Origin of the sequence: Micromonospora sp. WMMD734 (assembly GCF_049178975.1) — a bacterium.
Taxonomy (GTDB): Bacteria; Actinomycetota; Actinomycetes; order Mycobacteriales; family Micromonosporaceae; genus Micromonospora; species Micromonospora wenchangensis.
In genome coordinates, this window is sequence record NZ_JBMHMK010000001.1 from 2,627,737 (window position 1) to 2,645,199 (window position 17,463).

A 17,463-nucleotide genomic window follows, 5' to 3' on the forward strand; every position below is an offset into this window, starting at 1 on the left:
CGCCGCCCGGCCGGTGCCCCGTCGAGGGAGGCCCATGACCGAACTGCCCCGGGACCTGCCGGTGGTCGAACGCACCGCCGTCCGGCTGGTGGTCCGCGACCGGGACGGCCTGATCCTGCTGTTCCACACCCGTGACCCGGAACATCCCCGGCTGGGCACCTGGTGGGAGCTGCCCGGCGGGGGCGTCGACCCCGGTGAGACGTACCCGCAGACGGCTCTGCGGGAGCTGCGGGAGGAGACCGGCTTCGTGGTCACCGCCGCGCAGCTCGGCCCGCCGACCTGGCGACGGCGGGCCAGCTTCATCCACCGCCGGTTGCGCCACGTCCAGGACGAGGTGGTGCTGACCGTACGCCTCGACGCCGCCGCGCCGGACGTCGACGGCGCGGACCGGCTCGACTACGAGGTGGAGGACTACTTCGGGTTCCGCTGGTGGCCGGTCGAGGAGATCGTGACCAGCACCGCCCGGTTCTACCCGGGTCGACTGCCCGCCCTGCTCACCGCGTTCCTGGCCGGCGAACGGATCGACGAACCGTTCGAACTCTGGTCCTGACCGGGGTGCCACCGGCCCGCCCGGTGGGCACAGTGGGGGCATGACGACGCTCCCGTACGACCCGCTGGCCCGGTACGCCGCCCGGCTGCACGCCGACCTCGGCGACCGGCACCACGTCGCCTCCCCGCTCGGGGCCTGGCTGCTGCTGGCGCTCGCCGCACCGGCCGCCACCGGCGCACAACAGGCCGAACTGACCGAGGTGCTCGGTGTCGACGGGGCGGTCGCCGCGCGGGCCGCCGCCGCGCTGCTGGACCGGCCGCACCCGCTGGTGCCGTCGGCCACCGCCGTCTGGCACCGGCCCGGCACGGACCCCGGCCCGCTGGCCGGCTGGTGGGACGGGCTGCCCCGCAGCACCGCCACCGGTCCGCTGCCCGACCGGGCCGGCCTGGACGTCTGGGCGCGTGAGCACACCCTCGGGCTGGTCGACAGGTTCCCGCTGACCGTCTCCCCCCGGGTGCTACTGGCGCTGGCCGGCGCGCTGGCCACCCGGATCTCCTGGGCCACCCCGTTCGACCTGGTGCCCGGCACGGCACTCGGCCCCGACGACCCGCGCGGCGCGACCCGACCAGACGGCGCACCCGCGCACGGGCCGGGCGCAGGGCACGGGCCGGACCACGGGCGCGGGACGGCCGGGTCGGGCGGCGGCTGGGCGGGGCGGCTGACCCGGGCGTTGCGCAGCCCGGAGCACGGGCACCGGGCCTGGATCGCGGCGACCGGGCCGGCCGGTGACGTCGCCGTGCACGCCGCCGGTGCGGTGGAACGCGACGGGGCCGGCCTGGTGGTGCTCTCGGTGCTCGCCGACCCGGCGGTTCCGCCCGCCGACGTGCTCGCCGCCGGCTACGCGTTGGCCGGCGCGGCGGTCGACGGCGAGCCGGCCCGCCGGTCGCTGTTCGACCTGCCGCTGGGCACGGGTCCCCTCGGCACCCTGCGTGAGGAGCCGGTGCGCACCGCCGCCCGCGACGGCCGGGAGGAACGGCACCGGGCGGTGCTGCCCTGCTGGTCGGCCCGCGACGAGCACGACCTGACCGCCCCCGGGCTGGGGTTCGCGGCGGTGGGGCGGGCGCTGGGTGGGCTGCTCGGCGTCGACGTGGGCGTCGAGGCCCGGCAGGCGGTGGTGGCCGACTACGGCCGGTACGGCTTCGAGGCCGCCGCCGTGACCGGGGCGTTCGCCCTGACCAGCCTCCCGCCGCAGGGCGTACGCCGCAGCGTCGAGTTGCGGTTCGGGCACCCGTACGCGGTGCTGGCGGTGGCCACCGACCGCCGCGACGGCGAACCGGGGCCGTGGCACGGGCTGCCGGTCTTCTCCGCCTGGGTGGCCGAGCCCCGGGAGCCGGCGGACACCGACCTCGCCGACCCGGTCGAGTCCTGGTGACCGGCACCGGGGCGACCTGACCCGACCGGCACCGCCCGGGAGCCGGCACTGTCGAGGGGCCGACGCCACCGGGATCGCGGCGTGCGGGGACCGGCCGCCGCGACCAGGCCCGACCGCGACGTACGTCCCCGGGGCGGCACCGTCCCCGGGGACCGCCGCGGTCGGGGGTCCCGCTGCCGCGCGGGCACGACGGGTGTCGTCGTGCCCGCGCGGCTGGTCAGCCGGCCACCGACGCCGGTTCCGGGCGGGCCTTCGCCCGTTCGGCGAGCCGCCGCTGCCGCTCCTGCGCCCCGATCAGGTCGTCGGGGAGCGAGTCGGGCACCTCGATGTCGAACCGGCGCAGCGTCCGGATCGCGAACCCGCCGAGCGTGATCAGCACCAGGGCCAACCCGAAGCAGACGTACGCGAAGCCGATGCCCCGGCCGGGACCGGTGCCGATCACCGCGCCCACCGAACCGGCGAGCGCCCCGCCGTCGGCGAGCATCGGCTCGAACAGCGCGGTCGCACCCGGGGCGAGCAGCGCGAAGCCGATCGGCAGGGTCGACCAGGAGATCGTCTGGTTCAGGCTGAACACCCGGCCGTGGAACCGCTGCGGCACCTTCACCTGGACGATCGTGGCGTAGATCGACTGGGCGGTGGTCATCGCCATGGCCAGCCAGAACGCCCCGAAGGCGATCATGACGACGGAGGCGTCCAGGCCGATCAGCACACAGCCGACGGCGGTGCCCAGGTTGCCGATCAGCACCCCGATCATCCGCCGCTGCCGGGGCCCGCCCCACAGCGACATCAGCACCCCGCCGGTCACCGCACCGATCGCCTCGGCCAGCGCCACCTGCGCCACCTGGGTGGCGGTGCCGAACGACAGCACCAGCGGGGTGGTGAGCACCAGCGCCGGGGCCAGGAAGACGTTACCCAGCGCGAAGTAGCCGAGCATCAGCCGGAAGCCCCGGTGCCGCCACGAGTAGCGCAGGCCGTTGGCGATCGCCACCAGCAGCCGTTCCCGGGGCCGCCAGCCGAGCAGGTCGGGGAAGCGGACCACGGCCAGCGTCAGCACCGCCACCAGGTAGCTCGCCACGTCGATCAGCAGGATGCCCTTGAGGCCGATCGCGGCGAGCAGACCGGCCGCGAAGACCGGCATCAGCAGCATCGCGAACCCGCTGGAGAGCTGGGTGATGCCCATCGCGTGCCCCAGGTAGCGCTTGGGCACCAGCTGCGGCACCGCCGACTGGAAGGCGATCCGCTGGAACGACCCGGCCACCTGGCTCAACGCCACCAGCCCGTAGATGTGCCACAGCGCCAGGTTGTCGGTCCAGAGCAGGGCGGCCAACACGAGCTGGATGGAGCCGGACACGCAACTCGCGATCATCATGATCCGTCGCCGGCTGACCCGGTCGGTGAGCGCGCCGGCCACCGGCAGCATCAGCACCCCGCAGATCAGCGCCAACGCCCAGAGCAGGCCCAGGTCGGCCACCGACCCGGTCCGGGTGAACAGCCAGATCGGCAGGGCGAACGCGGTCAACGCCGAGCCGGTGGTGGAGACCAGCTGCCCGGCGGTGACCGCGACGAACCGGGCCATGCTCGGCTTCACCACCGCCGGGGCCGGCCGGTCGGTGTCGCCGACGCGCTGGTGGTCGGTGACCACCCAGCCGGCGTCCTCACCCCGGGCCGCCGGGCCCAACGCCGTCACGTCCCCGGCCCGCACGGCCGGGTGCACCTGGGTGACGATCTCGGCCAGCTCGTCGGCCCGGTACTTGAGGAAGAAGTGCCCGGCCTGGTCGAGCACCACCAGGCCAAGGGTGTCGCTGAGGAACTGCCACTCCGCGTACCGCTCGGAGTGGTAGTCGGTCACCGGGTCCTCCGAGCCGACCACCGAGACGATCGGCGCCCGCAGCTTCTCCGCGCCCCGGTCGAGCAGCCCGGTGAAGTACTCCTCCGACGCGCGGGAGTCGGCCCGCATGTTGCTGATGATCCGGTCGGCCTGCTCCGGCTCCAGCTCGTCGGTGTCCACCCCCATGCTCTTGAGCCAGCTCGCGTAGTGCCGGTTGCTGCTCAACTGCTCCAGCCGGTTACGCAACGCCGCGAAGGCGCCCTTCGGTCGGGCGAACGGGAACATCGCCCCGATGTAGACGACCTCCAGCTCCCGCCCGGCGGCCTCCACCTTGCGGGCCACCTCGGCGATGATCGCGCTGCCCACCCCGCAGTGGCCGTAGAGGGCCAGCGGGCCCTCGATCCGCTCCACGATCTCGGCGGCCACCCGGCTGGTCAGCTCGTCGAACGGCAGGGCGTCCTCGGTCAGCCCGACGTCGTGGCCGGGGATCGCCAGCGACCACAGCGCGTGCCCGGCGGGCAGCGCGTCGGCCAGCGGCTGGTAGACGATGGCGCTGCCGCCGCCGTACGGGACGCAGACGTAGCTGAGCACCCGCCTGCCGGCCGGGATCGGCTTGGTCAGCTCGTAGAGCAGCCGACGCGGGCCGGCCGCCTCGGCGTCACCGGTCATGAACGCGGCCAGCTCGCGGATGGTGCGCTGCTGGAACAGGTCCATCACGCCGACCGCCCGGCCGCCGTGCTCGGCCCGGCGGATCTTCGCCACCACCTGCGTGGCGAGCATCGAGTGCCCGCCCAGATCGAAGAAGTCGTCGTCGATGCCGAGCGTCGGCACGCCCAGCACCTCCGACCAGATCCCGGCGAGCAGCCGCTCGGTGTCGTCGCGCGGCTCCACCAGGGCCACCGACGCCTCGCGGGTGACCACCGGCGCGGGCAGCGCCTTGCGGTCGAGCTTGCCGTTCGGGGTCAGCGGCAACGCGTCCAGGGTGACGAACGCGGCCGGCACCATGTACTCCGGCAGGGTCTCCTTCAGCGCCGTCTTCAGCGCGGCATGCTCGGCCGCACCCACCAGGTAGGCGGTGAGCCGCTTGTCGCCGGGGCTGTCCTCGCGGACGATCACCGCCGCCTCGGCCACCCCGGGCTGCTCGCGCAGGGCGCTCTCGATCTCGCCCAGCTCGATGCGCAGGCCACGCAGCTTGACCTGGTGGTCGATCCGGCCCAGGAACTCGATCACCCCGGCCGGGTCGGCCCCGGTCGTCGGCCCCGCCGGGTCGGGCACCCAGCGGGCCAGGTCACCGGTGCGGTACAGCCGGGCGCCCGGCTCGCCGGAGAACGGGTCCGGCACGAACCGTTCGGCGGTCAGCGCCGGCCGCAGGTGGTAGCCACGGGCCAGGCCCACCCCGCCGATGTGCAGCTCACCGGCCACCCCGACCGGGCACTCCCGGCCGGCCGGGTCGAGCACGTGCAGCCGCAGGTTGGCGATCGGCCCACCGATCGGCACACCGGTCAACCCGGCCAGCAGCGCCGGGTCGCAGTGCCAGGCGCTGACGTCGATCGCCGCCTCGGTCGGGCCGTACAGGTTGTGCAGGGCGCAGTGCGGCAGCCGGGCGGTGAAGTCGACCGCCGAGGCCAGCGGCAGCTCCTCACCGGAACAGATCACCCGGCGCAGCGCGGTGGCCGCCTCCACCCCCTCCTCGGCCAGGAACACCGTGAGCATCGACGGGACGAAGTGGGCGGTGGTGACCCGCTCGGCCACCAGCACGTCACGCAGGTAGCCGGCGTCCTTGTGCCCGCCGGGCTTGGCCAGCACCAGCCGGGCCCCGGTACGCAGCGGCCAGAAGAACTCCCACACCGACACGTCGAAGCTGGCCGGGGTCTTCTGCAACACCGCGTCGTCGGCGTCGAGCCGATAGGTCTTCTGCATCCAGTCGAGCCGGTTGACGATGCCCCGGTGGGTGTTCGGCACGCCCTTCGGGCGACCCGTCGACCCCGACGTGTAGATCACGTACGCCAGGTGTTCCGGGCCGGCCAGCGGGGTCGGGTCGGTCGACGGCTGGTCCGCCCAGAGGGTCGGGTCGTCCAGCGCCAGCACCGTCGCGTCGACGGTGGGCAGCACGTCACGCAACTGCTCCTGCACCAGCACCACCGGCGCTGCCGCGTCGGTCAGCATGAACGCCAGCCGGTCGGCCGGGTACTCCGGATCCAACGGCAGGTACGCCCCACCGGCCTTGAGCACCCCGAGCAGCCCGGCGACCAGCTCCACGGAGCGCTCCGCGCAGACCCCGACCAGGGTCTCCGGGCCGACGCCGGCCGCCCGCAGCCGGTGCGCCACCCGGTTCGCGGCGGCGTTGACCTGCGCGTACGTCGTCGAGACGCCCTCGATGGTGACGGCCACCGCGTCCGGGGTGGCCGCCGCGGCCGCCTCGATCGGGCCGTGCAGCGTCTCGGCGGTCGGAAAGTCGGCGGTGGTGTCGTTCCAGGACGCCAGCAGCGCCCGCTCGTCGGCGGGGAGCAGATCCACCGCCGAGACCGGCACGTCCGGGGTGGCCGCGACCGCCCGCAGCAGGGTGCACCAGCGGTCGGCCATCCGGGTCACCGTGTCCCGGTCGAACAGGTCGGTGTTGAAGACCAGCTTGCCCCAGAGCCCGTCGACGGTCTCCACGGCGTGCAGCTCGAAGTCGAACCGGGTGGCCCGCAGCTCCATCGGGGTCCAGTCGAACGTCACGTCGGTGGCGTCGGAGACCCCGGTGAACCGGCCCATCTCGTAGTTCTGCAACACGAACATCGCCTGGAACACCGGCGAGCGGCTGACGTCACGGGGCAGGCCCAGCTCGTGGACCACCTTCGCGAACGGCACCTCGGCGTGCTCGAAGCCGTCCAGCACGCTGCGCCTGGTGCGTTCCAGCAGCTCGGTGAAGGTCGGGTCACCGCCCAGCTCGGCCCGCAGCGGCAGCATGTTGATGAACATGCCGACGACGTTCTCCAGCTCCGGGGCCGACCGGCCGGCCACCGACGCGCCGACCGCGAAGTCCTCCTGCCCGGCGTGCCGGGCCAGGAACACCTGGTAGGCGGCGAGCAGGGTCATGAACAGGGTGCCACCGGACTCCCGGGTGAGCGCCGTCAGCCGTCCCGTCTGCGCCGGGTCGAGCCGGAACTCGACGAAGTCGCCCCGGTAGGTCTGGGTGGCCGGGCGGGGACGGTCCAGCGGCAGCTCCAGCGGGGTGATCCCGGCCAGCCGGGACTTCCACCAGTCCAGATGCGACCGGGCCGCCGGGCCGCCCAGCTCCTGCGCCTCCCAGACCGCGAAGTCGCCGTACTGCACGGGCAGGGTGGGCAGCTCACCCCCCTGGTAGGCGGTGATCAGATCGCGCAGCAGCACGTCGACCGACCAGCCGTCGCCGACGATGTGGTGCTTGCTGAGGAACAGCACGTGGTCGTCGGCGGCCAGCCGGATCAGCAGGGCCCGCAGCAGCGGCCCGGCCGCCAGGTCGAACGGCGCGAGCGAGGCCGCCTCCACCAGTTCCTGCGCGGCCCGCTCGTCCGGGGCGTCGACCACGGTCAACGGCACCTCGACCGCGTCGGCGACCACCACGGTCGGCTTGCCGTCGGCGTCGGCGGGGAACCGGCTGCGCAGCGACTCGTGCCGGGCGGTCAGCGCGGCCAGGGCGGCGCGCAGCGCCGTGACGTCGAGCGGGCCACGCACCCGCAACGGCACCGCGATGTGGTACGCCGCCTCACCCGGGGCGAGCTGGTCCATGAACCAGACCCGCTCCTGGGCGTACGACAGCGGCACCTCGACACCCTCGGGCCTGGGCGTGATGCGGGCGGCGGGCGTGGCCTGCCGTCGGCGTAACCGTTGGGCGATCAACGCCGCCCGGGCGGCCTCCCGGGAATCCTTCAGGTCCGTCATGTGGGGGTGTCCTTCTCCGCCGCCAGCAACGCGGCGACCTCGGTCTCGGAAAGCTCGTCCAGTTCGGCGGCGATCTGCGCCTCGATCTGGGCGGCCAGGTCGGCCACCACGGGGCTGCCGAACAGCGCCCGCATCGGCAGGTCGACGTCCACCTCGGCCCGGATCCGGGCCATCGCCCGCATGCCGCGCAGCGAGTTGCCGCCGAGGGCGAAGAAGTCGTCGAGCGCGCCGACCTTCTCCACCTGGAGGATGTCGGCGTACACCTCGGCGACCAGGGTCTCGGCGTCGGTGCGCGGGGGGACGTAGCCGTCCCCGGCGACGGACTCCGGCGGCGCGGGCAGCGCGGCCCGGTCCAGCTTGCCGTTCGGGGTCAACGGCAACGCGTCGAGCCTGACGAACGCCGCCGGCACCAGGTGCGCCGGCAGCTCCCGGGCCAGCTCGGCGGCGAGGTGCGTCTCCTCGGCGGTGCCGACGTGATAGCCGACCAGGGTCGGCTCACCCGAGTCGGTGCGGACGGCCACCGCCGCCTGGTGCACCTCCGGGTGCTCCCGCATCGCCGCCTCGATCTCGCCCAGTTCGATGCGCATCCCCCGCACCTTGACCTGGTCGTCGCGGCGGCCCAGGTAGTCCAGGGTGCCGTCGGCCCGCCACCGGGCCAGGTCACCGGTGCGGTACATCCGCTGCCCCGGCGGGCCGTACGGGCAGGGCAGGAACCGCTCGGCGGTCAGGCCGGGCCGGCCCAGGTATCCCCGGGCGAGCTGGTCACCGGCGACGTACAGCTCACCGACCACCCCCGGCGGGACCGGCTGGAACGCGGCGTCGAGCAGGTACACCCGGCTGGTGGCGGTGGGCCGGCCGATCGACACCGGGCCGGCGGGCACCGGCTGCCCGGGGGCGATCCGGGCGGCGACGCAGCCGACGGTGGCCTCGGTCGGGCCGTACTCGTTGACCACCGCCACGTCCGGGTGCACGGCCCGCCAGTCGGCGAGCTGCTCACCGGTGAGCGCCTCGCCGCCGATCACCAGGTCGGTGGTGGGCGACAGGGCCTCCTCCAGCAGCGGCAGGTGACTCGGGGTGACCTTGAGGAAGGTCGGCCGGCCACCCACCCGCGCCGCCGGGGAGTCGATCCCGGCCAGCCGCACGGTGCCCCCGGCGGTGAGCGGACCGAGCAGCCCGGTGACCGTCAGGTCGAACGAGACCGGCGAGTGCAGCAGGGCGGTGCCGGCCAGTCCCGGGTAGGTGTCCCGGGCCCAGGCCAGGTACGCGGCGATCGCCCGGTGCTCCACCACCACACCCTTGGGACGGCCGGTCGAGCCGGAGGTGTAGAGCACGTAGCCGGGGTGCTCCGGGCGCAACGGGGCGACCCGGTCGGCGTCGGTGAGGTCCGCCCCGTCGGCGGCGGCACCACTGTCGGCGTACGGGCCGGCGACCCCGTCGACCAGCAGCGCGTCGGCCGGCACCAGGGCGGCGGTCTCCACCACGGCCAGCACCAGCGCCGGCGCGGCGTCGGTGAGCAGGTAGCCGATCCGGCCCGCCGGGTAGCCGGTGTCCACCGGCACGTACGCGCCGCCCGCCTTGAGCACGGCGAGGATCGCCACCAGCAGCTCCGGGCCGCGCGGCAGGGCCAACGCCACCCGGGACTCCGGGCCGACACCCCGGCCCACCAGCACCCGGGCCAGCCGGTTCGCGGCGGCGTTGAGCTGCGCGTAGGTGAGGCTGACATCGTCGCAGACCAGCGCGGTGGCCGCCGGCGTGGCCGCCACCTGCCGCTGTACCTCGTCGACGACCGTGGCCGACGGTCCGGCCGTGGCCGTCCCGGCCCAGCCGCCGAGCACCAGGTCCCGTTCGGCGTCGGCGAGCAGCGGCAGCGCGGAGACCGGCTGGCGCGGGTCGGCCACCGCCGCGTCGAGCAGCCGGACGTAGCGGGCCACCACCGCCTCGGCGGTGGCCCGGTCGAACAGCGCAGTCCGGTAGACCAGCCGGCTCTCGCCGGTGGTGATGTCGAACGCCAGGTCGTCCTTGGTGGTGCCCAGCTCCACCGGGTCCAGCCCGGAGTCGGGGATGAAGTTCAGCGCGGTCTGGAAGATCGGCTGCACCGACGGGTCCCGCTCCGGGGCGACCGCCTCGACGATCGCCTGGAACGGGGTCTGCCCGTGCTCCAGGGCGTCGACCAGCCCGTCGCGGACCCGGCCGAGCAGGTCGGTGAAGCGCGGGTCGCCGCCGACGTCGCAGCGCAACGCCACCGGGTTGACGAACATGCCGATCAGCGGGGTCAGCTCGGCGGTCTCCCGGCCGGCGGTGGAGACCCCGACCACCACGTCGGTGTCGCCGGAGATCCGCGACAGCAGCGCCGCGAAAGCGGCCAGCAGCACCATGTACGGCGTCGCCGCCGACCCGGCCGCCAGCCGGGTGACCCGGTCCAGCAGGCCGGCGGGCAGGTCGAAGCGCACCTCGTCACCGGCGAAGCCGAGCTGCGCCGGGCGGGGCCGGTCCAGCGGCAGGCCGGTTACCTTCGGGGCACCGGCGAGGTGCCCGGTCCAGAACGCGAGCTGCCGGTCCCGTTCCACGCCGGCGAGCTGGTCGCGCTGCCACACCGCGAAGTCGGCGTACTGGATGGGCAGCTCCGGCACGGCGGCCGGCACACCGGTCGACGCGGTCCGCGCGAACGCGGCGACCTCGGCACCGAACAGCACCGCCGAGTGGCTGTCGAAGACGGCGTGGTGCACCACCAGCAGCAGCGTCCACCCGTCGTCGAAGCGGATCAGCCGGGCCCGCCACAGCGGCGGCGCGTCCAGTGGGATCGGGGTCCGGGCCAGCTCGGCGCGCAGCGCGTTGGACCGCCGCAGCCGCTCCGGCTCGGTCAGCCCGCGCAGGTCGTCGACGGGCAGCCGGGGCGGCTCGTGCTCCCGGACCACCTGCACCAGGGTGCCGTCGTCGACCCGCAGGTGGGTACGCAGCGCCTCGTGCCGGGCGACCACCTGACCGAACACCTCGGTCGCCGCCTCGGCGTCCAGGTCGGCGGGCAGCCGGCACGGCACCGACACGTTGTAGACCGGCGAGGCCGGGTCGAGCTGGTTGGCGATCCAGACCCGTTCCTGGGCGAACGAGGCGGGGAAGGTCCACTCGCGGGTCATGCCGTCTGCTCCCGTACCGAACGCGGGCGCATGTCGGTCCAGACCTCGTCGACGTGGGCCAGGCACTCCTCGCGGCTGCCGGTGAAGCCCGCGTCGAGCCAGCCGGCGGGCAGGTCACGGTCGGCCGCCCAGATCGAGTACTGCTCCTCGTCGTTGCGCACGACCAGGAATCGGGTGTCGGCCATCAGTTCGCTCCAGCGGTGTCGGGGGTGTGCGGTTCGGCCATCGCGACGGCGATCTTGCGGGGGCCGGTGAACGGCTCCCGCCCGTGCGCGGCGGTCATGTTGTCGACCACCAGCACGTCGTCGCGCCGGTAGTCGAAGCGGACGCTGGCCGCCCGGTACGCGGCCCGCAGGTGGTCCAGCACGTCGGCGGGAATCTCGCCGCCGTCGCCGTAGTAGGTGTTCGCCGGCAGCCCCTCGGGGCCGAACATCGCCAGCAGCCCCTCCTGGTAGTCCTTCGGCAGGGTGCTCAGGTGGAAGAAGGTGGCGTGGTTGAACCAGCGCGGGGTGTCCGAGCCGGGCCGGTGGTGCACCACGTCGCGCACCGCCCGGGTCCGCAGCCCGTCCTTGCCCACCCACTCCAGCTCGATCCGGTTCGCCGTGGCGTACGCCTGCACCTGCGCCCGGTCGTCGGTGCCGAAGACGTCCTGCCAGCGGGTGCCGAAGTCGGCGTGGAAGTTGCGCACCAGCAGCCAGCGCCGCCTGACGAACTCCTCGCGGACCGCCGGGTCGATCTCGGCGTACACCCGGCGCACGTCGGCCAGCGGGGTCGCGCCGAGGGTCTGCGGCGCGGTGAGGCAGTAGAAGAACAGCGTCAGCGGCCAGCGCGCCTGGTACGAGTTCTCGTTGTGCAGGAAGATCTCCTCGTCCGGCGGGTAGTCGGTCGAGGTGTAGACCTTCCCCTTGATGGCGTGCCGGGGCGAGGACCGCTCGGTGTAGGTCAGCGGTTCGCCGGAGAACGCCCGTACCACCGCGTCGAAGCCGTCCACCCCGCCCACGTCGAAGCCGCGGAACAGCAGCCCGCCGTGCGCGACGAGGGTGGCCCGCAGCTCGGCCCGGCGGCGGTCGATCAGCTCGGTCAGGGCGGTGCCGTCGTTCTCGACGACGACCGGCAGCGTGGCGATCGTGTCGCTCATTGCGTGGTCTCCTGTTTTCTCGACGTCAGGCGCGGGGTAGCCGCGGGATGGCGGGGATGGTGGCCGGCGCGGCCGGTTCGTCGGCGGCGGCGGCCCGCAGCTGGGTGATGCGCTCGGCCAGGCCGGCCACGGTCGGGGTCTCGAAGAGGCTGCGCATCGGCAGCCGGACCCCGGTCGCCTTGCGCATCGCCGCGATCAGCTGGACCGCGACCAGCGAGTTGCCGCCGAGGGCGAAGAAGTCGTCGTCCACCCCGACCTCGGCCACCCCCAACCCGTCCCGCCACACCCCGGCGATGGTGACCTCCAGCTCGGTACGCGGGGCCGCCGAGCCGCCGCCGGTCGCCGTCGCGGCGGCGGTCGACGGCTCCGGGTCCTGCTCCAGGGAGTCGGTGGTGACCCGGGCGGCCCGCCGCCTGATGTCCGCCACCGTCCGGGTGGCGATCACCACCTGCGGGCCGAGGCCGGCGGTGAGGCTGCGCCGGAACGCCTCCGCCCCGTCGACCGGGCGGATGTCCTCGGTGGCCGCCCCGGCTGCCGGGTCGGCCGGGGCCGCGTCGGCGGCACCGGTCAACCCGCCGGTGACCGCGCCCTGGTCGACCCGGCGCAGCACGAAGTCGCCGATCGCGACGAGTTCCCGCCCCTGCGGGTCGGTCAGCGACAGGTCGGCGGCGACCACCTCGTCGGTGGCGCTGGCCCGGTGCCGCAGGTGGCTGTGGAACACCGCCGGCAGCGGCCCGCGCACCACGATCCGCCCGTACGACAGCGGCAGGTAGGTGCCGTCGCCCTGGCCCCGGCCGAAGGCGGTGGCCACGTCCAGCAGCGCCGGGTGCAGGCCCCACGCCGGCAGGTCGGCCCGGACCGGCTCCGGGGCCTCGATGCGGGCCAGTTCCTCGCCGTCGCCGAGCCGGTGCTCGGCCAGCGACGCCCAGCGCGGGCCGAAGGTCAGCATGCTGGTGCGGCCCCGACCGAACGAGGCGTCGTCGTCGACCCGCCGGCCGTCGACCACCGGCACCCGGGCCGGCGGGGCGGCCTCCACGGTCCAGCCGGCCGAGCCGCGCACGTGGGTGCGGAGCTGGCCGGCGGCCAGGCTGCGGACGGCGAAGTCGACGCCGTCCTCGGCCGGGGTCAGCTCGACCCGGTACTGGGCGACGGTGCCCTCGGGCACCGCGAACGGCTCCAGGAACACCACGTCGCGCAGCTCCACCACGGCCTGCGGGGCGGGGGCGGGCAGCCCGGCGGCCACCGCAGCCCGCACCGACTCCAGGTGGGCGGTGCCGGGCACCACCGGCACCCCGCCGATGCGGTGCTCGTCGAGCAGCCAGTGGGTGTCGGCGGAGACCAGCCCGTGCAGCACCGTCGACTCCGGTCCGACCACCTTCGTGGTGAGCACCGGGTGCTCCACCGGCGTGGTGACGGTGTCCCGGCCGGCGGCCCGGAACGCGGCTGGCGCGGCGGTCTCCACCGCCATGCCGACCTCCGCCCAGCCACCCCAGTTCTGCGCCAGCACCGGGGCCCGGAAACCCGCGCCGGAGCGGGCGAACGCGTCGAGGAAGGCGTTCGCCGCGCAGTAATCGACCTGACCGAAGCCGCCGATCACCGACGTGATCGACGAGCACAGCGCCACGAAGTCCAGCGGCAGGTCACCGAAGACCTCGGCCAGGGCGAGGGTGCCGGTGAGCTTCGGGGCGAGCACCCGTTCGGCCTCGGCCCGCTCCTTCACCTCGGCCATCCCGCCGCCGGGCAGACCGGCGGCGTGCACGATGCCGTCCAGCCCGCCGAACTCGGCCTCCACGGTGGCCCGGACCCGGCGCAGGTCGGCCGGGTCGGTGACGTCGGCGGCGAGCACCAGCACCGTCGCACCGGCCGCCTCCATCCGGCGGATCGCCGCGATGGCCCGGCCGGCCCGGTCCGCGCCACCGTGCACCGCCAGGTGGTCGTCCCACCGCTCACGTGGCGGCAAACCGGAACGGGCCAGCAGCACCAGCTTCGCCCCGGCCCGCCGGGCGAAGTCCTCGGCGAGGGTGACGCCGATGCCGCCCAGGCCGCCGGTGACCAGGTACCGGCCGCCGTCGCGCAGCGCCCCCGACCCGGTCTCGGCGGCGACGGTGACCTGCTCGTAGCCGGTCACCCAGCGGCGGGTGCCGCGCAGCGTCACCTCCGCCCGCTGCGGGTCGACCGGGCGGCGCAGCTCGGCGGCGAGCGCGTCGACCCCGTCGCCGGCCGGGTCGGCGTCGACCAGCCGGACGGCCAGGCCGGGCAGTTCGGCCGGCAGCACCCGGGCCAGGCCGGCGAGGGTGGCGTGCTCGGGGCGGACCAGGTCGGCACCGGTGACGTCGCCGACGCCCGCGGTGACCAGGTCGAGGGTGAGTGGCCGCTCCCCGGCGGTCGCCCCCGCACCGGCGAGCGCCTGCACCAGGTGCAGGGCGTCGAAGAAGCCGCGCTGCTGGGCGTCCCAGGCGGCGGTCGCGTCGAGGCCGGCCGGCGTGCCGTCCAGGGCGAAGGCGTGCACCAGCCGGGCCGGCACCCCGCCCGCATTCAACGCCGCGACCAGCGCGTCGTGGTCCTCCCGGTGGCCGGGGCGCAGCCGGTACCCGTCGTCGGTCGCCGTGAACGCCGCGCCGGGGCGTACCACGACCGGGTCGTCACCGGCGGCCCGCAGCGCGTCGAGGAGCGCCTCGGCGCGCGGACCGGCGGCGAACACCAGGCAGCGACCGCCGGGCACGGTCGCCGGGTCGGCGGCGGCCTGCCGCCACACCGGCACCGCGAACCACCGCTCCAACGGCTGCGGACCGGCGTCGGCCGGGGCGTCGGGCGTCACCGCCACCGGGTCCGGGTCGACCCAGTAGCGCCGACGCTCGAACGGGTACGTGGGCAGCGGCACCCGCCGGGCGGCCGGGTCGGCGTCGAGCCGCACCCCGGTCCCGGCGCACCACAGGGCGGCGGCGCTGGTGAGCAGGGTGGCCAGGTCGCCGGTGGGCTCGCCCGGGCCGGGCAGGCTGCCCAGCGGGGTCAACGCCCGCTGCTCCGGGGAGCCCTTGGCGACCTGCATCCGGGCCAGGTTGGCCAGTTGCCGGCCCGGACCACACTCCAGCAGCGCCCAGGTGCCCGCCCCGAGCAGGGTCGCCACGCAGTCACCGAACCGCACCGGCTGGCGCAGGTGCGCCGCCCAGTACGCCGGGTCGGTGGCCTGTTCGGCGGTGATCCAGGTGCCCGTCACGTTGGACAGGAACGGGATGGCCGGCGCGTGCAGCGGCACCGTCGCCATCAGCGCGGTGAACTCGGCCAGGATCGGGTCCATCATCGGCGAGTGGAACGCGTGCGAGGTGCGCAGCGGCTTGCTCTTCTTGCCGCCGAGGCTGTCGGCGAACGCCGCGACAGCCTCGCTCCCGCCGGCCACCACGCAGGTGCCGGGCCCGTTGACGGTGGCGATCGACAACCCCTCGGGCAGCCGGGCGGCGACCTGCGTCTCGTCGAGCGACACGGCCAGCATCGCCCCCGCCGGCAGCGACTGCATCAGCCGGCCCCGGGCGGCGACCACCCGCAGCGCGTCGGGCAGGGTCAGCACGCCGGCGACGGTGGCGGCGACGTACTCGCCGATCGAGTGGCCGATCATCGCCGCCGGGCGTACCCCGGCCCGCTGCCAGTGCAGCGCCAGGGCGTACTCGACGACGAACAGCGCCGGCTGGGTGTAGCGGGTCTCGGTGAGCTTCTCCGCCGCCTGCGGGTCCCGGCCGAGGATCAGGTCCCGCAGGTCCAGGCCCAGCTCGGGCCGGAGCAGCGCGGCGCACTCGTCGACGGTGGCGGCGAAGGCCGGCTCCTCGGCGTAGAGCTGCGCGCCCATCCCGGCGTACTGGGCGCCCTGGCCGGAGAAGAGGAACGCGGTGCGCGGTGCGGCACCGTCGACCACCCCGGACTGGCGGCGACGCGGGGTACGCAGCGCGGTCACCGCCTCGGCCAGGTCGGTGGCGACCACGGCCACCCGGTGCGGGTACTCCTGGCGGCCCACCCGCAGCGTGTGCGCCACGTCGGCGAGCAGTTCCGGCCCGCCGTCGGTGGCCGCGGCCAGGTGGTCGGCGAGCCGGGTGACGGCGCTGTCCAGCGCCGACGCGGTCTTCGCCGACACCGTCAGCAGGTGCGCCGGGCGGACCCGCCGGTCCGCGCGGTGGGCGGCCGGGGCCTCCTCGAGCACCACGTGGGCGTTGGTGCCGCCGATGCCGAACGAGCTGACCCCGGCCCGGCGCGGCCCACCGTCGGTGTCCCACTTGGTCAGGGTGTTCGCCACGTAGAACGGGGTGTCGGCGAAGTCGATGCCCGGGTTAGGGGTCTCGTAGTTGATCGTCGGGGGGATCAGCCCGTGCTCCATCGCCAGCACCGTCTTGATCACGCTGACGATGCCGGACGGCTGGCTCAGGTGCCCGATGTTGGACTTCACCGAGCCGATGCCGCACCAGCCCCGCTCGTCGGTGTCCCGGGTGAACACCGCCGACAGCGCGGCCACCTCGATCGGGTCGCCCAGCGCGGTGCCGGTGCCGTGCGCCTCGACGTAGCTGATGGTGCGCGGGTCGATCCCGGCCATCCCGACCGCCTGGGCGATCGCCTCGACCTGCCCGTCGACGCTGGGGGCGGTGAAGCCGACCTTCCCCGCACCGTCGTTGTTGATCGCGTTGCCCAGCACCACCGCGCGGATCGTGTCGCCGTCGGCGACCGCGTCGGAGAGCCGCTTGAGCAGGGTCACCCCGACGCCGCTGCCCCAGACCGTGCCGTTGGCCCCGGCGTCGAACGGCCGGCACCGGCCGTCGGGCGAGGTGAAGCCGTCCATGCCCAGGTAGCCGACGTGCGGCAGCTCCACGTTGACCCCGCCGGCCAGCGCCATGTCGCACTCGTGGTTGCGCAGCGCCTCGCAGGCCAGGTGGAAGGCGACCAGCGAGGTCGAGCAGGCGGTGTGCACGGTCAGGCTCGGCCCGCGCAGGTCCAGCCGGTACGACACGTTGGTCGCCACGTAGTTGGGCGAGTTGCCAGTGGCCAGCGAGACCGCGCCGTGCGGGTTGCCGCCGACGCGCTTGTTGCGCAGCACGTACCGGTGCAGGTAGGTGTTGCCGCCGGTGCCGGCGTACACGCCCACCGCACCGTCGTAGCGGGCCGGGTCGTAACCGGCGTCCTGCAACGCGGTGTAGCAGCTCTCCAGGAACAGCCGGTGCTGCGGGTCGGTCATCTCCGCCTCACGGCTGGTCATCCCGAACAGCCCGGCGTCGAAGGTGTCGTACCCGTCGATCAGCGGCGCCCGGTTCACCCAGCCCGGGTCGTCGACCTCGTCGGCGCTCGCGCCCCGGGCGAGCTGTTCCTCGCGGCTCAGCTCGGTGACCGACTCGACGCCGTCGACCAGGTTGCGCCAGAACGCGTCGACGTCGGCGGCACCGGGCAGCCGGGCGGCGAGCCCGACGATGGCGATGGGTTCGATGCCGTCGTCGGTGGGCGGCACGGTGGCGATCTCGTTCTGCATCGGGGTTGTCCTTTGTCGCAAGGTGCCGCCCGCGG

7 protein-coding genes are annotated in these 17,463 nt (G+C 74.8%); 2 read left to right on the forward strand and 5 right to left on the reverse strand.

Annotated elements, in window-relative coordinates:
- Nucleotides 1–34 precede the first annotated feature (34 nt).
- The gene (locus ACN267_RS11190) at nucleotides 35–550 is read left to right on the forward strand and encodes an NUDIX hydrolase (RefSeq protein ID WP_204961090.1); all 516 of its coding nucleotides are present in this window, start codon (nucleotides 35–37) and stop codon (nucleotides 548–550) included.
- A gap of 40 nt (nucleotides 551–590) precedes the next feature.
- A complete protein-coding gene (locus ACN267_RS11195; RefSeq protein ID WP_421488579.1) occupies nucleotides 591–1,922 on the forward strand; it encodes a hypothetical protein in 1,332 nt (443 codons plus the stop codon).
- Nucleotides 1,923–2,139: 217 nt separating this feature from the next.
- Here ACN267_RS11195 and ACN267_RS11200 read toward each other — a convergent pair whose 3' ends face one another.
- Genes ACN267_RS11200 through ACN267_RS11220 form a run of 5 tightly spaced genes read right to left on the reverse strand, consistent with a single transcriptional unit; the run spans nucleotide 2,140 to nucleotide 17,428 of the window.
- Nucleotides 2,140–7,656, reverse strand: a complete 5,517-nt coding sequence (locus ACN267_RS11200) for an amino acid adenylation domain-containing protein (protein WP_421488580.1) — start codon at nucleotides 7,654–7,656, stop codon at nucleotides 2,140–2,142.
- Nucleotides 7,653–10,790 carry a non-ribosomal peptide synthetase gene (locus tag ACN267_RS11205; RefSeq protein WP_421488581.1) on the reverse strand — a complete coding sequence of 1,046 codons (3,138 nt, stop codon included), beginning with the start codon at nucleotides 10,788–10,790 and terminating at the stop codon, nucleotides 7,653–7,655. Before ACN267_RS11205 ends, ACN267_RS11200 begins: the two co-directional genes overlap by 4 nt.
- A complete protein-coding gene (locus ACN267_RS11210) occupies nucleotides 10,787–10,975 on the reverse strand; it encodes an MbtH family protein (protein ID WP_204961086.1) in 189 nt (62 codons plus the stop codon). Before ACN267_RS11210 ends, ACN267_RS11205 begins: the two co-directional genes overlap by 4 nt.
- On the reverse strand, nucleotides 10,975–11,928 hold the full coding sequence (locus ACN267_RS11215; RefSeq protein ID WP_281898224.1) for a TauD/TfdA family dioxygenase: 954 nt from the start codon (nucleotides 11,926–11,928) through the stop codon (nucleotides 10,975–10,977). Before ACN267_RS11215 ends, ACN267_RS11210 begins: the two co-directional genes overlap by 1 nt.
- A gap of 25 nt (nucleotides 11,929–11,953) precedes the next feature.
- Nucleotides 11,954–17,428: an SDR family NAD(P)-dependent oxidoreductase gene (locus ACN267_RS11220; RefSeq protein ID WP_421488582.1), complete on the reverse strand. Its 5,475-nt coding sequence runs from the start codon at nucleotides 17,426–17,428 to the stop codon at nucleotides 11,954–11,956.
- Nucleotides 17,429–17,463: the final 35 nt, after the last annotated feature.